Annotated in this window: 15 protein-coding genes and 1 pseudogene; 7 read left to right on the forward strand and 9 right to left on the reverse strand. The window is 71.1% G+C overall.

The genetic code is table 11. The features are described from left to right. Nucleotides 1-56: 56 nt before the first annotated feature. From ACA511_RS00275 to ACA511_RS00300, 6 genes are all read right to left on the reverse strand, one after another. Nucleotides 57-2,264 (reverse strand): glycoside hydrolase family 3 C-terminal domain-containing protein, encoded by a 2,208-nt coding sequence (locus ACA511_RS00275; RefSeq protein WP_375021946.1) that lies wholly within the window; start codon nucleotides 2,262-2,264, stop codon nucleotides 57-59. Nucleotides 2,265-2,351: 87 nt separating this feature from the next. Then, nucleotides 2,352-3,173: a FadR/GntR family transcriptional regulator gene (locus ACA511_RS00280; protein ID WP_375021947.1), complete on the reverse strand. Its 822-nt coding sequence runs from the start codon at nucleotides 3,171-3,173 to the stop codon at nucleotides 2,352-2,354. 48 nt (nucleotides 3,174-3,221) lie between these two features. Next, nucleotides 3,222-4,049: an ABC transporter ATP-binding protein gene (locus ACA511_RS00285; RefSeq protein ID WP_375021948.1), complete on the reverse strand. Its 828-nt coding sequence runs from the start codon at nucleotides 4,047-4,049 to the stop codon at nucleotides 3,222-3,224. A gap of 19 nt (nucleotides 4,050-4,068) precedes the next feature. Then, nucleotides 4,069-4,854 carry an ABC transporter ATP-binding protein gene (locus ACA511_RS00290; protein WP_375021949.1) on the reverse strand — a complete coding sequence of 262 codons (786 nt, stop codon included), beginning with the start codon at nucleotides 4,852-4,854 and terminating at the stop codon, nucleotides 4,069-4,071. Next, nucleotides 4,851-5,867, reverse strand: a complete 1,017-nt coding sequence (locus tag ACA511_RS00295; RefSeq protein WP_375021950.1) for a branched-chain amino acid ABC transporter permease — start codon at nucleotides 5,865-5,867, stop codon at nucleotides 4,851-4,853. The genes ACA511_RS00290 and ACA511_RS00295 overlap by 4 nt, the downstream gene beginning before the upstream one ends. A 52-nt stretch (nucleotides 5,868-5,919) precedes the next feature. Beyond that, on the reverse strand, nucleotides 5,920-6,792 hold the full coding sequence (locus ACA511_RS00300; RefSeq protein ID WP_375021951.1) for a branched-chain amino acid ABC transporter permease: 873 nt from the start codon (nucleotides 6,790-6,792) through the stop codon (nucleotides 5,920-5,922). Between the two features lie 97 nt (nucleotides 6,793-6,889). On the opposite strand from ACA511_RS00300, the gene ACA511_RS00305 reads away from it, so the two are divergent. Then, nucleotides 6,890-8,485 (forward strand): class I adenylate-forming enzyme family protein, encoded by a 1,596-nt coding sequence (locus tag ACA511_RS00305; RefSeq protein ID WP_375021952.1) that lies wholly within the window; start codon nucleotides 6,890-6,892, stop codon nucleotides 8,483-8,485. A 277-nt stretch (nucleotides 8,486-8,762) separates the two neighbouring features. On the opposite strand, the gene ACA511_RS00310 is transcribed toward ACA511_RS00305, so the two are convergent. Next, nucleotides 8,763-9,182, reverse strand: a complete 420-nt coding sequence (locus ACA511_RS00310) for an ATP-binding protein (protein ID WP_375021953.1) — start codon at nucleotides 9,180-9,182, stop codon at nucleotides 8,763-8,765. Next, nucleotides 9,182-9,439: a hypothetical protein gene (locus ACA511_RS00315; RefSeq protein ID WP_375021954.1), complete on the reverse strand. Its 258-nt coding sequence runs from the start codon at nucleotides 9,437-9,439 to the stop codon at nucleotides 9,182-9,184. Before ACA511_RS00315 ends, ACA511_RS00310 begins: the two co-directional genes overlap by 1 nt. A 347-nt stretch (nucleotides 9,440-9,786) precedes the next feature. Between ACA511_RS00315 and ACA511_RS00320 the strand changes: the two genes are divergently transcribed. Both ACA511_RS00320 and ACA511_RS00325 read left to right on the forward strand, forming a co-directional pair. Further along, nucleotides 9,787-10,383, forward strand: a complete 597-nt coding sequence (locus ACA511_RS00320; RefSeq protein ID WP_375021955.1) for an XRE family transcriptional regulator — start codon at nucleotides 9,787-9,789, stop codon at nucleotides 10,381-10,383. A gap of 238 nt (nucleotides 10,384-10,621) precedes the next feature. Next, a complete protein-coding gene (locus tag ACA511_RS00325) occupies nucleotides 10,622-11,806 on the forward strand; it encodes an MFS transporter (protein ID WP_375021956.1) in 1,185 nt (394 codons plus the stop codon). Between the two features lie 624 nt (nucleotides 11,807-12,430). Here ACA511_RS00325 and ACA511_RS00330 read toward each other — a convergent pair. Then, nucleotides 12,431-12,830 (reverse strand): annotated as a pseudogene (locus tag ACA511_RS00330) (IS5/IS1182 family transposase); the annotation flags it as partial. Nucleotides 12,831-13,136: 306 nt separating this feature from the next. Between ACA511_RS00330 and ACA511_RS00335 the strand changes: the two are divergent. From ACA511_RS00335 to ACA511_RS00350, 4 genes are all read left to right on the forward strand, one after another. After that, on the forward strand, nucleotides 13,137-13,436 hold the full coding sequence (locus tag ACA511_RS00335) for a hypothetical protein (RefSeq protein WP_375021957.1): 300 nt from the start codon (nucleotides 13,137-13,139) through the stop codon (nucleotides 13,434-13,436). Between the two features lie 270 nt (nucleotides 13,437-13,706). Beyond that, nucleotides 13,707-13,814, forward strand: coding sequence for a DUF397 domain-containing protein (locus tag ACA511_RS00340; protein WP_375021958.1), 108 nt, complete (start codon nucleotides 13,707-13,709; stop codon nucleotides 13,812-13,814). A 39-nt stretch (nucleotides 13,815-13,853) separates the two neighbouring features. Then, nucleotides 13,854-14,036, forward strand: a complete 183-nt coding sequence (locus ACA511_RS00345; RefSeq protein ID WP_375021959.1) for a DUF397 domain-containing protein — start codon at nucleotides 13,854-13,856, stop codon at nucleotides 14,034-14,036. Between the two features lie 156 nt (nucleotides 14,037-14,192). After that, nucleotides 14,193-14,801, forward strand: coding sequence for a dihydrofolate reductase family protein (locus ACA511_RS00350; RefSeq protein WP_375021960.1), 609 nt, complete (start codon nucleotides 14,193-14,195; stop codon nucleotides 14,799-14,801). The last annotated feature ends 114 nt before the right edge of the window (nucleotides 14,802-14,915 follow it).

The following is a 14,915-nucleotide window of genomic DNA, read 5'->3' on the forward strand; positions in this document are numbered from 1 at the left end:
AACACGTTCAATGATGGGGTCGGTTCAGCCGGCGGGGCCCCGGCCGGGCCCGCCCGCTAGCCGGAGACGGCGGCGACGAGTTCGTCCACGACGTCCGGGGTCAGCCCGATGCCGAAGGCGCCGAACTTCGCCAGCGGGATGCCCCGGACCAGGGCGGACAGCGCGGGCGGCAGGTCCGCCAGCCGTGTCCCGGTCCGCTCTCTGAGCGCCGGCCCGCCGACCGGGTGGTCCAGCCACTCGCCGAGCGTGGACATCCGGCTCAGCGCGTCGGCGAACCCGTCCCCGGCGGCGGTCAGCCCGGCGCGCAGCCGGATGTCGCGGGACGAGGCGCCCACCTCGACCGCGAAAGGGCCCGCGTCGATCCGCCAGGCGCCGCGCGACACCGACCACCAGGCGATGTCGCGTCCGGTCAGCGTGAACGCCACCCGCGTCCCGGCGCCGGGCTCCAGCTCGACCTTCGCGAAACCGCGCAGCTCGTGCCGGGGCCGGGTCGGGTGCTCCTCGTCGAAGGCCGCGTAGAGCTGGACGACCTCGGCGGCCGCCCGCTCGCCGGCGTTCGTCACGGTGCACTCGACGGCCCACTCGTTCGTGCCCGTCTCGGTGACGGCGAGATCGGAGTACTCGAACCGGGAGTACGTCAGGCCGTGGCCGAACGGGTAGGCGACGTCCACGTCGAGCGTGTCGTAGTACCGGTAGCCGACGTACCGGCCCTCGCCGTACGCGACGTGGCCGTCCCCGCCCGGGAAGTGCAGGTGGGACGGGACGTCCGCGAGCCGCTTCGGGATCGTCTCGGTCAGCCGCCCGGACGGGCTGCACACGCCGAGCAGCAGGTCCGCGATCGCCGAGCCGCCCGCCTGGCCCGGCAGCCACGCCTCCAGGACCGCGTCCGCGTCGGACTCCCATTCCGCGACCGACACGACACCGCCGTTGGCGAGCACCACTACGACCCGCGGGCACACCCGCGCGACCGCGCGCAGCAACGCGACCTGCGTCCCGGGCAGGTCGATGGACGTCCGGTCGAAGCCCTCCGACTCCGCTTCGCCCGGCAGCCCGAGGAACAGCACCGCGACGTCGGCTCCGGCGGCGAGTTCGACGGCCTCCCGCTCCAGCGGCTCGTCCACCGCGCCGTCCAGCCGGTACCCGGCGGCGAACCCGAAACCCGGACCGGCGTCCTTCAGCGCGTCCCACGCCGAGTCGAGCCGTGTCGGGACGACGTGCGAGCTGCCGAAGCCCTGGTAGCGCGGCGTCCGCGCCGGCTCGCCGAGCACCGCGACGCGCGCGGACGGCGACAGCGGCAGGACGCCGTGCTCGTTCTTCAGCAGGACGGCCGACCCGCGCGCGGCCTCCCGGGCGAGGTCGTGGTGAGCGCCGGCGTCCCAGTCCGCGAACCGTTCCGCCCCCGCGGCGCGTCGCGCCAGCTCCGCTACCCGCGCGGCGGAGCGGGTGACGGCCGCCTCGTCCAGGCGTCCGGCCCGGACGGCGTCCACGATCTCCTGGTCGGTGCGGGTAGGCGGCATCTCCAGGTCGAGCCCCGCGGCGAGCGCGGCGACCCGGTCGTCGACGGCGCCCCAGTCCGACACCACGAGCCCGTCGAAGCCCCACTCGTCGCGCAGCACCCGCGTGAGCAGCCAGTGGTTCTCGCTCGCGGACACGCCGTTGATCTTGTTGTAGGACGACATGACCGCATGCGGCGCGGCCTCCCGCACGATGTGCTCGAACGCGGCCAGGTAGATCTCGCGGAGCGTCCGCTCGTCCACGTCGGCGCTGATCCGCATCCGGTCGGTCTCCTGGTTGTTGACCGCGAAGTGCTTGACGCAGGCGCCGATCCCGCGCGACTGGATCCCCGCGACGAGAGCGGCGCCCAGCACGCCCGCCACGTGCGGGTCCTCGGAGAAGTACTCGAAGTTCCGGCCGCACAGCGGGGACCGCTTGATGTTGATCCCCGGCCCGAGCACCACGTCGACGCCGAGCGCGGACGCCTCCCGGGCCAGCGCCGCGCCCACCCGCCGCGCCAGCGCCGCGTCCCAGGACGAGCCGAGCGCGACCGCCGGCGGGAAGCAGGTGGCGGGGACGCTGTCGGTGAGCCCCAGCGCGCCCCCCGAGCCCTTGACCTGCCGGCGGACGCCGTGCGGCCCGTCCGCGACGGTGACGGCGGGCACCACGTCGCGGACGGCGGTCGTGCGCCACGTGCTGCTCCCGGACGTGAGCGACGCCTTCTCCTCCAGCGTCAGCCCCTCGACGGATACCGGCTCCGACTGGGTCATGTGACTCCTCGGGTTCTCGTCCAGCTGGTCGATGCCCTGGACCCGCACGATGTCAGCGACCGGCCGTCCCCGCAGCAGGAATGAGTGTCACGCGTGGTCGGCGGGCTGGACCAGAGGGCGCAGCAGGGTCGCCTGGACGCGCTGGTCGTCGCCGACACCCGTCATCGGGTACTTCTGCGCGGTCCGCAGATGGCCGCGCAGCAGCCTCGCCACCCCCTCGGCGTCGCCGTCCTCGATGAGGTCGAGCGCCTTGGCGTGCTCGTCCAGCGCCTGGCGGCGCAGCGCGGGCTCGGGGAAGAACCCGGCGCGGGTCGCGTGCTCGGACCAGTCGCGCTCCTGCGCCGTCCACAGCGTCTCCAGCGCGCCCGCCACGACGAACAGCGTCTCGTTGCCGCAGAGCCGGACGATCGCCTCGTGGAACTCGCGGGACGCGGGCGTCGCGCGCTTCTCGTCGCCCGTCTCGACGGCGTGCACCAGGCTCTCGTGCGCGCGCCGCAGCTCGGGGACGACCGCCGTGCGCCGGTCCGGCCGCTGCGCGCACAGCGCGGCGCAGAACGGCTCGATCTGCTGGAGCGCGAACCCGACGTCCGGCAGCGCGGCCTGCCGCGACTCCAGGACGAGCGCCAGCATGTAGGCGACGCTGTCGCGTTTGGGCGCGTGCACGACCGACCCGCCGGTGTTGCCGCGCCGGACCGTGATCAGCCCCTCCGTCTCCAGGATGCGCAGCGCCTCGCGGGCGGCGAGCTTGCTGACCCCGAACTCCTCCAGCAGGTCCGACTGCTTGGGCAGCAGGCTGCCGTCGGGCAGCTCGCCGCGCAGGATGCGGGCCCGCAGGGTGTCGGCGAGCAGGTCCGCGACCCGCGGCTGACGCATCTGCGCGCGCGGCTCCGGGGTACCGGTGTCCTCCACCGTGTCGGTGTCCTCTCGGCTGTCGTGGCTTCGGCCATCACGTGTATCTCATCTTCCACCCGGCGGCGAAACCGCGTGCGGCACCGCGTCCGCGGTTGTTCCCGCGGCCGTTCCCGCGGCCGTTTCCGCGGTTGTTCCGGCGGTTGTTCCGGTGACGGTGACGCCCATCGCGCGCTGGTAGGCGGCGTCCAGCTCCCGGCCGCCGTCCACGGGTCCGGACGCCTCGCCGCGAAGCAGCACGTAACCGCGGTCGAGCCGGTCGCGGATCGCGCCGATCGACGGCTCCACGACCACCACGACGGTGCCCTCCTCCGCGAGCCGGCGGGCGGTGTCCATCAGCTCCGCGACGATGAGCGGGGCGAGGCCGGTGGACATCTCGTCCAGCAGCAGCGCCTTCGGCGACCCCATCAGGGCGCGGGACACGGCGAGCATCTGCTGCTCGCCGCCGCTGAGCACCCCGGCGAGCGCGCGGGCGCGGTCCCGCAGCACCGGGAAGCGGTCGAGCCCCGTCTCGACCTCCTTGCCGGGCAGGCCGAGCGTGTCGGCCATGACCTGGAGGTTCTCCCGGACGGTCAGCCGCGGGAAGATCTGCCGCCCCTGCGGGACGAGCGCGAGCCCGCGCCCGGCCCGCCGCGCGGCGCTCAGCCCGCTGATGTCCTCCCCGTCGAGGGTGACGCGGCCGGTCGCGGCCACGGACCCGTACGCGGCGAGGAGCAGGCTCGACTTCCCGGCGCCGTTCGGCCCGACGAGGCCGGTGACGGCCCCGCCGGTGAAGGTGAGGGACGCCCCCGCGACGGCGACCGACTCGCCGTACCGGACCGAAACCCCGCTCAGAACCAGCTCATGCGTGTTTCCTGCGGAGGGCCGACCTCCCACACCCTTCGGTTCGCTGCGCTCATGTGGCAACGCTCTCACCGCCCGTTCCGAAGTAGACGTCCTGCATCTCGGGACTGGCCAGGCACTCGGCCGGGTCCCCGTCGAACACCACCGTGCCGGAGCGCAGCAGCATGATCCGGTCGACCAGGGACGCGACGATGTCCACGTTGTGGTCGACGAGGATGATCCCGCAGCCCTGGGCGCGGACGGCCCGGACCGCCGCGGAGATCGCCGCGATGCCGATCGAGTCGGCGCCCGCGAACGGCTCGTCCAGCAGCAGCACCGACGGCTCCTGCGCGAGCGCGCGGGCGACCTCGACGAGCCGCTGCTCGCCGAGCGTGAGGTCGCCGCAGCGGCGGCTCAGGTCGCCGAGTTCGAGCGACTCGGCGACGCGGCGCAGCGTCCCCTCGAAGCGGGCCCCGGCGGGCCGGAACGCGCCCGCGGCCAGCCCCGCGATGAGCCCGCCGACCCCGGCGAGCTTCCGCGCGGCGGCGCCGAGCAGGATGTTCTCCCGGACGGTCAGGTCGTGCGCGAGGTGCGGGTGCTGGAACGTCCGGGCGAGCCCCGCGCGGGCCCGCCGCGACGGCGGGCCGGACAGCTTGCGGCCCCGGATCGCGAGCGTCCCCCGGTCGGCGGGCTGGGCGCCGTCGAGCAGGTCGACCAGCGTCGTCTTCCCCGCGCCGTTCGGGCCGATCAGCCCGAGGACCTCCCCGGCCGACAGGCGCAGCGAAACGCCGTCGACCGCGTGGACGCCGCCGTAGCTCTTGCCGAGCCCGTCGCCCTCCAGCAGAAACGTCTCGGTCATCGCGTCCCTCCCGTGCGCGTGAGGCGGCCGCGCACCCACCGGGCGCCCTGCCCGGCGTAGCCGAGGATGCCGCGCGGCGCGACCAGCAGGACGGCCAGCACCGCGATCCCGAAGATCAGCGACCCGGCGCGCTCGAAGATCTGCAGGTTGAAGGTCAGTTCGACGACCAGGACCGCGCCGAGCACCGCGCCCCACGCCGACCCCTGCCCGCCGAGCAGCGGCATGAAGATCGCCAGCATGACCAGGTGGAGCGTGAACGTGTCCGGCCCGATCGTCTGGTTGGCGGTGGTGAACAGGCCGCCGCCGACGGACGCGATGGCCGCGCCCGCGCCGAGGACGGTCAGCCGCAGCGCCGGGACGCCGATGCCGGCCGCCTCCACCGCCGCCGGGACGTCCCGCGAGCTCTGCAGCGCCACCCCGAACGGGGACCTGCGGATCCGGTCGACGGCCACCGCCGTGATCCACACGATCAGCAGGGTGAGCACGATGAACGAACGCCGGTCGAGTTCCGTCCCGAAGAAGGTCAGCGGGCGGATGGAGCCGATGCCGAGCGCCCCGCCGGTGATCTCCTTGGCGTCCAGCAGGAAGCTCTGGAACGCCATCCCGAACAGCAGCGTCACCGCCGCCAGGTAGAAGCCGGACAGCCGCCGCGTCGCGAAGCCGAGCACGACCGCCAGCGCGGCGGACGCCAGCGCGCCCAGCAGGTAGGCGGCGGGCAGCGGCCAGCCGGTCTTCGTCGCGACGAGCCCGACCGCGTACCCGCCGATCGCGACGTAGGCGCTGTAGGCGAGCGACAGCGCGCCCGCGAGGTTGAACGGCAAATACATGCCGAGCGCGAGCAGCGCGTAGGTGGCGCCGAGCAGCGCCAGGTCCTGCCGGAACAGGTCGCCGCCCGCCCACGCGACCACGCCCAGCGTCAGGGCGAGCGTGCCGAGGACCCGCGCCGTCTCCGCCGACCTGACCCACCCGAGCGACCCCGCCGACGGCTCCTTCTGCACCGATACCGCGCTCATGCTCTCTCCTCCTGCGGGGGGACGACCCCCCGCGCCCCCCGGTTCGCCGCGCTCATACTCGGACCTTCCTGGTGAACAGGCCGCTGGGTCGCAGCGCGAAGAACAAAATTGCGACGGCCAGGACGGCGTAGTCCAGCGAGGCGCTGCCCAGGTAGTAGGGGACGAACGTCTGGGCGAGCGCGAGCAGCAGCCCGCCTGCCAGCGGCGCCCACACCGAGCCCGTCCCGCCGATGACCAGGGCGAGGAAACCCGACAGCGCCCACCCGAACCCGGACTGGAAGCTGACGCCCGCCTTCGCGGAGAACAGCTGCCCGGCGAGCCCGACGACGAGCCCGGCGAGCGTGAACGCGACCAGCCGGACGCGTCCGACCGGCATCCCGAGGATGCGCGCCGCCTCCCGGTTGCTGCCGACGGCGCGGAGGATGCGGCCGTACTTGGACTTCCGCATCCACAGCCACACGCCCGTGAACGAGACGAGCGTGCACACGACGAGCGCGATCGTCTGCCCGTCCACGGTGACGAAGCCGAGGTCGAGGGACACGCCCGGCAGCCATGACCGGCCCGGCATGAGCTGCCGTCCGAACAGGGTGCCGGCGAGCTGCTCGACCGCGAACAGCACCGCGACGACCGCGATGAGGGAGGGCAGTTCGCCCCCGCTCGACCGCGCGTCGACCGGCCGGACGATCGCGATCTCGGTGACGACCGCGAGGGCCGCGGCGATCGCGATGCCGAGCACGGCGGCGAACCCCAGCGGCCAGCCCTGCTCGGCCATCAGCCAGGACGCCGTCAGGCCCGAGAACATCGCGAACGGACCGAGTGCGAAGTTGAAGAAGTCGGCTCCTTCGAGGACCAGGTAGTACCCGAGGGCCACCAGTCCGAAGAAGCACCCGATCTGGACGACCGAGACCCACAGTTGCGCAGACATCTCGCTCCTTCTGAGCTGCTTCTGTGGGATCTTATGTTTAAAAGAAAGCTATGACAATGCTAACTTCGGGGCAGGTTGGGAGACCGGGGAGGCAGCTGTGACCAGTCCTTTCGACGCGACGACCGTCGCGGAGTACCGGAGCGCCGGATGGTGGGGCGCCGAGACCGTGGCCGACCACGTCCGGCGGCACGCGGCGGAGCGCCCCGGCGGCACCGCCTACACGACCCCGGACGAGACGCTCACGTGGGCGGGCTACGAGGAGGGCTCGACCGTCCTCGCCCGCCATCTCGCCGCGCTCGGCCTCGCCCCCGGCGACCGCGTCGCGACGCTCCTGCCGGACGGCCCCGCCTGGCACGTCGCGGCCGTGGCCGCCGAGAAGGCCGGGCTGGTCCTGGTCGGCGTGGGCGCGCGGGCGGGCCGCCGCGAGCTGCGGTTCCTGCTCGGACGCACCGGCTCACGCGCGCTCATCACGCTCGCCGAGCACCGCGGCGCCCCCTCCGCCGCCCTGGTGGACGAACTCCGCGCGGACGACCTCGACCTCACCCACCACGTCGTCGTCGACCGCCTCGGCGTCCCGGACGACCCGCGCGACGCCGACATCACCGGCCGCGCCCTCGGCCCGGACGACTTCTCCATGCTGAACTCGACGTCCGGCACGACCGGGCTGCCGAAGTGCGTGTCCCACACGCAGAACCGCTGGTTCTACTTCCACGAGCTGGCCCGCCGCGCGGGGGCGCTGAACCCGTCCGACGTGTTCATGGGAGCCGTCCCGTCCCCGTTCGGGTTCGGGCTGTGGACGGCGCACTTCTCCCCCGCCGCGCTCGGCGTCCCGACCGTCCTGATGGAGCGGTTCGACGCGCACGCCGCGCTCGACCTGATCGAACGGCACCGGGTGACCGTCCTGCACTGCGTGAGCACGCAGTTCATCATGCTGCTCAACGCGCAGGCCGAGCGCGAACGCGACCTGTCGTCGCTGCGCTGCATGTTCACCGGCGGCGAAGCCGTCCCCTACGACCGCGCGGCCCGGTTCGAGGAGGCGACGGGCGCGAAGGTCCTCCAGTTCTACGGCTCGAACGAAACAGGCGCCCTCAGCCACACCAGCCTGGACGACACCCGCGAGCATCGCCTCCGCACCGCCGGCCGGATCATCCCGGAGATGGAGGTGCGGCTGTTCGACCCGTCCGACGGCTCCGACATCACCGGTTCCGGCCGCCCCGGCCAGCCCGGCTGCCGCGGCCCCGCGACCTGCCCCGGCTACTACGACGACCCCGAAGCGAACAAGGCGCTCTACACCCCAGACGGCTGGATGCTCATGGCCGACATCGTCGAGATCGACGCCGACGGCTACCTCCGCGTCGTCGGCCGGCTCACCGACCTGATCATCCGAGGCGGCAAGAACATCAGCGCCGCCGCCGTCGAGGAGGAGGTCGGCACCCACCCATCGGTCGCCCTGGCCGCAGCGGTCGCGATGCCGGACGAGATCTTCGGCGAACGCGTCTGCGTCTACGCCGAGCTGCACGACGGAGCCGAACTCACCCTGGACGCCCTGACCGCGCACCTCACCGCCCGAGGCGTCTCCCGCGAATGGCACCCCGAGCACCTGATCGTCCTGGACGAGCTACCCCGCTCGTCCGGCGGCAAGGTCGCCAAGGGCACGCTCCGCGAAGACATCCGCACCCGCTTCACAACCTGACCCGGGACTCCGAGCACATCGGAATCCAGCCATGGTCCGTAGACCCGTAAGAGCACTCCCGTCCCCCTGCTCAGGCCCACTCCCGGAGGGCGAACATGCGGTGCTTCACCCTCCAGACGCCACTTCGCCGCCTCATGGCTCCCCAGCGTCCGAACCTCCAGGACCGGCCCCCACCGGCCCACCGCCCGAACCAGGTTCCGCACCACCACACGCGCCCCTTCCGTCCTTGACTCGCCTGTCCCTGATCTGGTTCGCCGCCCGTCCCGACGCGCGCCCGTCACACGACCCGGTATCTCGCCCACACCCATTTCCCGTGCGGCTCGGTCCGCCAGACGCCGCACTCGGAGGCCATCGCCTCCACGATCGCCAGCCCACGGCCACCCGGCCCCTCGGCGTCCTCCTTGCGGACCGGCATCGAGTCCGAGGAGTCCCACACCTCCAGCAGGACCCCGCACGCCTCACGCGTGAACCGCACCCGGATCTGCCCGCCCTCACCCTCATCGGGGTGCACGACCGCGTTGGTCACCAACTCGCTGGCGATCAGCTTCACGTCATCGCACGACCGCGACAGCCCCCACGACGCCAGCCGCAGGCCCACCAGCGTCCGAACCTGCCCCACGGCCGTCCGCGCCGCCAGGAACTCCACGTCGAACGCGCCGGCCGTGCTGACACAGCCCCGCGCCGCGTAGCCGCTCATCACGACCACCGCGCAATCCGCTTGAGCACCTTCACGGCCGCGTCGGCCGCCGCACCCACGTCCGAGACCGAGCCGAAGACCCGCCCGCCCTCACCGCCCCACCGGAACAACTCCCCATCGCAGGCGATCACCTGCTCACCCCGCACTGACGCGGGCGGGTGAGCCGACAGCGTCTCCCCGTGCACCTTCGCCCGGCAACGCCGCTCCAACAGAGCCGCTCTCAAGATCTCAAGCGGTTTGCCCTTAAGATCCGCCATGGGCCGGAACCACCTTCCGGTCAAGGGCTCGGCCAGCGGGGCAATCGCTGCGTCCGGGCCCGACTTGTGTTGGAGCAACGACGCTCCTCCTTCTGCGCGGACACCTGTACAGCGTTTCTGGGACGTCTAGGACGTTCTTGAGTTACCGTCGAGAACGTCCCATCCGTCCTGACGAGAGCGATGCAGCTGTGGCGAACGACGCACTACGACACGCCATGACGAGTGCGAGACTGACAGAGCAAGACCTCGCCGAAGCGTGTCGAGTGGACGTTAAGACCGTCGCTCGGTGGGTAGCCGAGGAAGATCGCCGACCCCACCCGCGTCACCGCTGGGCAGCCTCGGGCGCATTGGGAGTTGATGAGGGCATGTTGTGGCCTGAAGCCGTTCGCAAGAACATGAAGACCGGACCTGACCGCGAAGTAATCGCGGTTTACCCCTATCGTTCCGCCTGCCCTAAGTCGGTGTGGCGTCGCCTCATCAGTGAGGCGAACAAGGAACTGACCTTCGCCGGCTATACGAACTACTTCCTGTGGCTGGAGATACCCAACCTTCGGGACGTGCTGCGACGCAAGGCCGAACGTGGCTGCCGAGTACGGTTCCTGGTCGGAGACCCTGATAGCGAGGTCACGCGGCACCGTGAGGAACTCGAAGGCGTGCCGCTCACCGTTGGCACCCGGATCAGGATCACGCTCGACGAACTCTCCAAGATCATCACGGTTCCCGGTGTCGAAGCCCGCTACGGCGACGACCACATCGCTATGAGCCTCTTCATCTTTGATGACGAGATGCTGGTCACTCCGCATCTAGCAAATCTCGTGGGACACGACTCCCCGATGCTTCACGTCCAGCGGCAGCAGGAGGACGGACTTTACGACCGCTTCGCCTACCACGCCGCTGCACTCTGGAATGGCGGACGCGCTATTGAGTTCACGCCTCCTCAGTAGTGCGAAGCGTGTGAGGATTTTCCCTACACAAGTCAAGCCCCCAGCACGGTCCGCTCCCAGCGGTGACCAACGGCGAGGGTTCCGCGACCGGCAGCCGTGTTTGCGTCCCTGATCAAGCTTCGACTGATGCGGCCGCAAGATTTCCACCCGCGCCGACTGCCTCAGCCGGGGTTGACAGCAGGGGCTAGTTTTCTTCCGGGTGCCTTCTTGTGATGTGTCTCCTACTTCCTATTCTCTGGTGGCACCTCTGCGCCACCGGGCTTTCGCCTGGCTGGCCTGCGCGCGACTCATCTCCGCCGCAGGTAGCGCCACCGCCCCGCTCGCGCTGGCTTTCGCGTTGCTGGAACACGGTCATGGACCTGGGGCCGTAGGTGCCGCTCTGGGCAGTCGGGCAGTGGCGGTTCTGACCTTCCTGTTGATCGCGGGCGCGATCATCGAGCGGTTCGCGCTTCGCAAGGTCCTGGTCAGCACCGCCCTGGTCGCCGCTGCGGCCCAGAGCGCCACATACCTGCTGCTATGGCGAGGCGGTCCGTTATGGGCAGTGATCGCCGTGCAACTGGTCGGCGGTGCGACCGCAGCAGTGTTCTTCCCCGCCGCGAGCAGCGCACTGCCCCGCACCATCCCGAAGAACCTCTTGCGCCCGGCCAATGTGGTAATACGACTGGGCGTCAACCTCGCCGCCATCGGCGCGGCCGCCGCCAGCGGCGCACTGGTTGCTCTCTTGAGTGCGCAAGGAGTCCTAGCCGCCGACGCACTGTCCTTCCTGCTAGCGGCCGTTGCCTACACCCGCGTGCGCCTCACCGATCCAGACTCGAAATCCGCACCACCACGGTTCATCCCGGCAGCCGCCCAGGGTTTCCGTCTGGCCGCCGGACAACGCTGGCTATGGGTGTGCATCCTGCACGCTTCTCTGATAAACGCCGCCCTGGCTGTGGGAGTGGAGGCCCTCGGCCCCGTCCTCGCCGATCAGCGCTTGGACGGCGTCACCCCTTGGGGACAGATCATCGCTGTGCAGGGAGCCGGGTTCCTCGCCGGTGGGCTCTTGGCTGCGCGCCACCGCCCCGCCCGTCCCGTCCAAAGCGGACTGGCCGTCACCCTGTTCTTAGCTCCCCTGTTCAGCCTCCTCGCAAGCAGCACCTCACTTGCGGTGCTCTTGGCCGCCGCCTTCCTCGCCGGGGTCGGCTATGAAATGTTCATCATCAACTGGAACATCACAGTCCAGCACCACATCCCCGCCCGTGACCTGCCCCACCTGTACGCCATCGATGCCCTTGGGTCCAACGCCGCTGTTCCCGCCGCCGCGCTGGCCGGCCCCGCCCACACCTTCCTCGGACTGTCCGCCACTCTGCACGCGTGCACCGCCCTCACGGCCCTGTCCGCCGTGGCCGCTCTCTTGTTGTGCAAGGACCATCGGCCACGATGAGCCGCGATTCTCAACGGTCCGGCGTCGTCTTCACCAAGAACTCTCACCATCTGACATGAGCGGTCGATCCGCGCCCAGTACATCCCGTCCGCTCAACGCCCCGGCAGGCGCACAAGGTCCGGCTACTTCGTTTCCCAACCAACCCCGACCCCCACCCCTGAGGGAATACCCCCTCGCGCCAGGCGCACCGGCTCGATCCGCCGACCCGCCCTGCGTCGGCCCGCGAGGAGGATCTGACTGGATTTCGGCGGCAGGGCCGCCGGGAGGCTGGGGCAGGAACTCTGCTCGGGGTTTGTGTAAGGCTCCATTGTTAGGCCCGGCTGGGCGGGCGAGGGTGGGTGCATGTGGTGGTTTGTGCTTGGGTTCTTCGTCGTGCTGTTCGGGTTCGCGTTGATCTTCGATTACCGTCTCCGTCGGCGAGGGCGACGGTTTCAAAGCGGTGCGGCGTTGAGGCGGGAGATGCGTGAGAACCGTCGCGACATGCGTGCTTGGGACCGGGGCTCGCAAGGGCACGGTGGAGGGGATTTGTCCTGGACGGACGAGACCCGTCGTCGTCGCGGCAAGTGATCAACAGGTTCGGGTGCGGCCTACGTAGAGGTTGCGGGCTAAGAGGTCGTAACAGAATCAGCGGACGAGGCGTCGCCAGCAGATGATGGCTGCGGCGAGGGTCATGAAGGCTTCGTGGATGTCGTCGCGGATCTCCCAGCGGATGCGCAGGCGGCGGAACCAGTGCAGCAGGGCGATGGTGCGCTCGACGACGTAGCGGTGGACGCCCAGTCCCGATCCGTGCGGGCTGCCGCGGCGGGCGATGACCGGTTCGATGCCCTTGCTCCAGACCAGGCGGCGGTACTCGTCGTGGTCGTAGCCGCGGTCGGCCAGCAGCCGCTCGGGCCGGCGGCGGGGACGTGCTTGGAGCCCGGCCGGCCGCGGTCGACCGGGCTCGGCCCGGTTTCGGGCCGCCCTTGAGCGCGCTGACGTGCGAGCTGTCGATCACCGCCCTGGACCAGTCCAGCCGCCCGGCGGCGTGCGCACCCACGCAGACCCCCACAGGGCCAAGGTCGGTGCAGGGTCGCCGGGCGCGGGCTTGGGCGGGGACCCTCCGGCGGGCCACCCCCGGCCGATATCCGGCTCCCCACGACAGCACAGGGCCAGCGCACGGAATGAACCCCGCGCGGCATGCCCCCCGCACCCCTGCCGCTGACCGGCAGCCGCTACCGCCACGTGCACCTACCGCCCCGCACGACAGGCCGCCGCCGGCCCGCTCCCATCGCCTTGGCACCCGCCCCCGCACCGCGCCATCCTGGACCAGAGCGCCAGGAGGGACGACCCGATGAGCGAAGACTTGGCCGCCGTCATCGCCGAACAGCTCAGGCGATCCGGGCAGACCCGCACCCTCTACCACTCGCCCGACGAGCGCGACCGCCTACGCGCCGCCGGACGCCGAGCCGGACGACTACTAGAACGCCCCGTCCGTACGTTCGACACCACCGCCCGGCATCCACGCTGCGACACCGACCAAAACGGCACCGTCCTCATCGCCGTCAACGACTGGGGCACCAACCCCCTAGAACGCCAGCTCAGCGAGACCCGCGCCAACAAGGCCATAGACCACGCCCTAGACGGCCCGTAACCAGCGACAACCGTTACGGGCCATGGCCCGCATATGGCCCGTGAACAGCCAGCACCAGCGGCAACCAGCGCGCACCAGTGAGACAAGATCAACGCCCGCACCCGAAACCGCAGGTCAACCCGCATCCCCGCACGTCAACGGGGCGGCACCCGATCACTCGGATACCGCCCCGCCAGCACACCAAGTTCAGCTGCGGCGTGTTGTTGCTTTGGCAAGGCCCATAACAACAACACGCCGCAGGTCAACGCAGGAACGACCCGGCCGACGTTCGTGGCTCCCGGTGTCATCGCCGTCCGCGACTCCGAGGCCCCGAACGGGCCGAAGCTGCTGATCAGCCGCGACGAGTTCGCAGCCATGGTGGCAAGCCTGAAGCGCTGACACCCCAACGGCAACGCTGCTCAGCTCGGAGGCGACGACGTGAAAGCAGGCATGATCGTCTGGCGGAAGTCCAGCCATTCCGGCAACGACGGCGGCCACTGCGTCGAGTTGGCCGACCTCGGTGACGCGGTAGGCGTCCGCGACTCGAAGGACCCGGACGGAGCAACGCCGCTGATGGGACGTGACGACTTCGCGGCGCTGGTGGCAGCCCTGAAGCGTTGACGCGCCCCGCCCGGCATCGAGGCCCCGGACTCGCGTTCTCCGTCGCGCAGTCGGTGGACACGATTTGAAGGGTGACCTCGCGATGAGTTCGGGGCACGTGGGCGGTCGGTAAGAGGAGCAGCAAGCCGCACCCCGTCGCAGCAGGAGGTTCCGATCGTGTCGCGCTCCGTGCTCTACATGTCCATGTCGCTCGACGGCTTCATCACCGGTCCCGGCGACGGGCCGGAGAACGGCCTCGGCACCGGCGGCGAGCGGCTGCACGCGTGGCTGTTCGACGGCGACCACGAAGCCCGCGGTGGAGTCGGCCTACCGGCCCTTCGGACCCACGCGGACAGCGTTCCGGTGATCGAGGAGATGCTGGCCACCGGCGCCGTGCTGACGGGACGGCGCACGTTCGAGGCGGCCGGCGGCTGGGGCGGCGACCACCACGACGGCGTCCACATCGAGGTGTTCACCCGCTCCGAGCCCGGCGACGACGCCGTGCAGGCCCCCAACGTCCACTACGCCACCGACGGAATAGCGGCGGCCATGGCGCGGGCCAAGGAGGCCGCAGGCGAGCGCGACGTGATGGTCCACGGCGCGACGACCGCGCAGTTGGCGCTGCGGGCCGGGATGTTGGACGAGCTTGAGATCCACCAGGTCCCCGTCCTACTCGGGGGCGGCCGGTCGCTCTTCGGCGCGCTGGGCTCACCCCATCGGCTCGACCTCGTCCGCGTCATCGACGCCCCGGGGGTCACGCACCTGCGCTACCGCGTGCTCGGCTGAGGTGCGGACGTTGTCCTGCGTGGCGCCAGCGGCCCATCACGGGGATCGGGTCGCCGATGACTGCGTAGGACGGCAGGCGCTTGAACGCGTTGGCGAACGCGTACCCGACCCGCT

It is taken from the genome of Actinomadura sp. GTD37, assembly GCF_041951365.1.
In the GTDB taxonomy this organism is placed as follows: domain Bacteria; phylum Actinomycetota; class Actinomycetes; order Streptosporangiales; family Streptosporangiaceae; genus Spirillospora.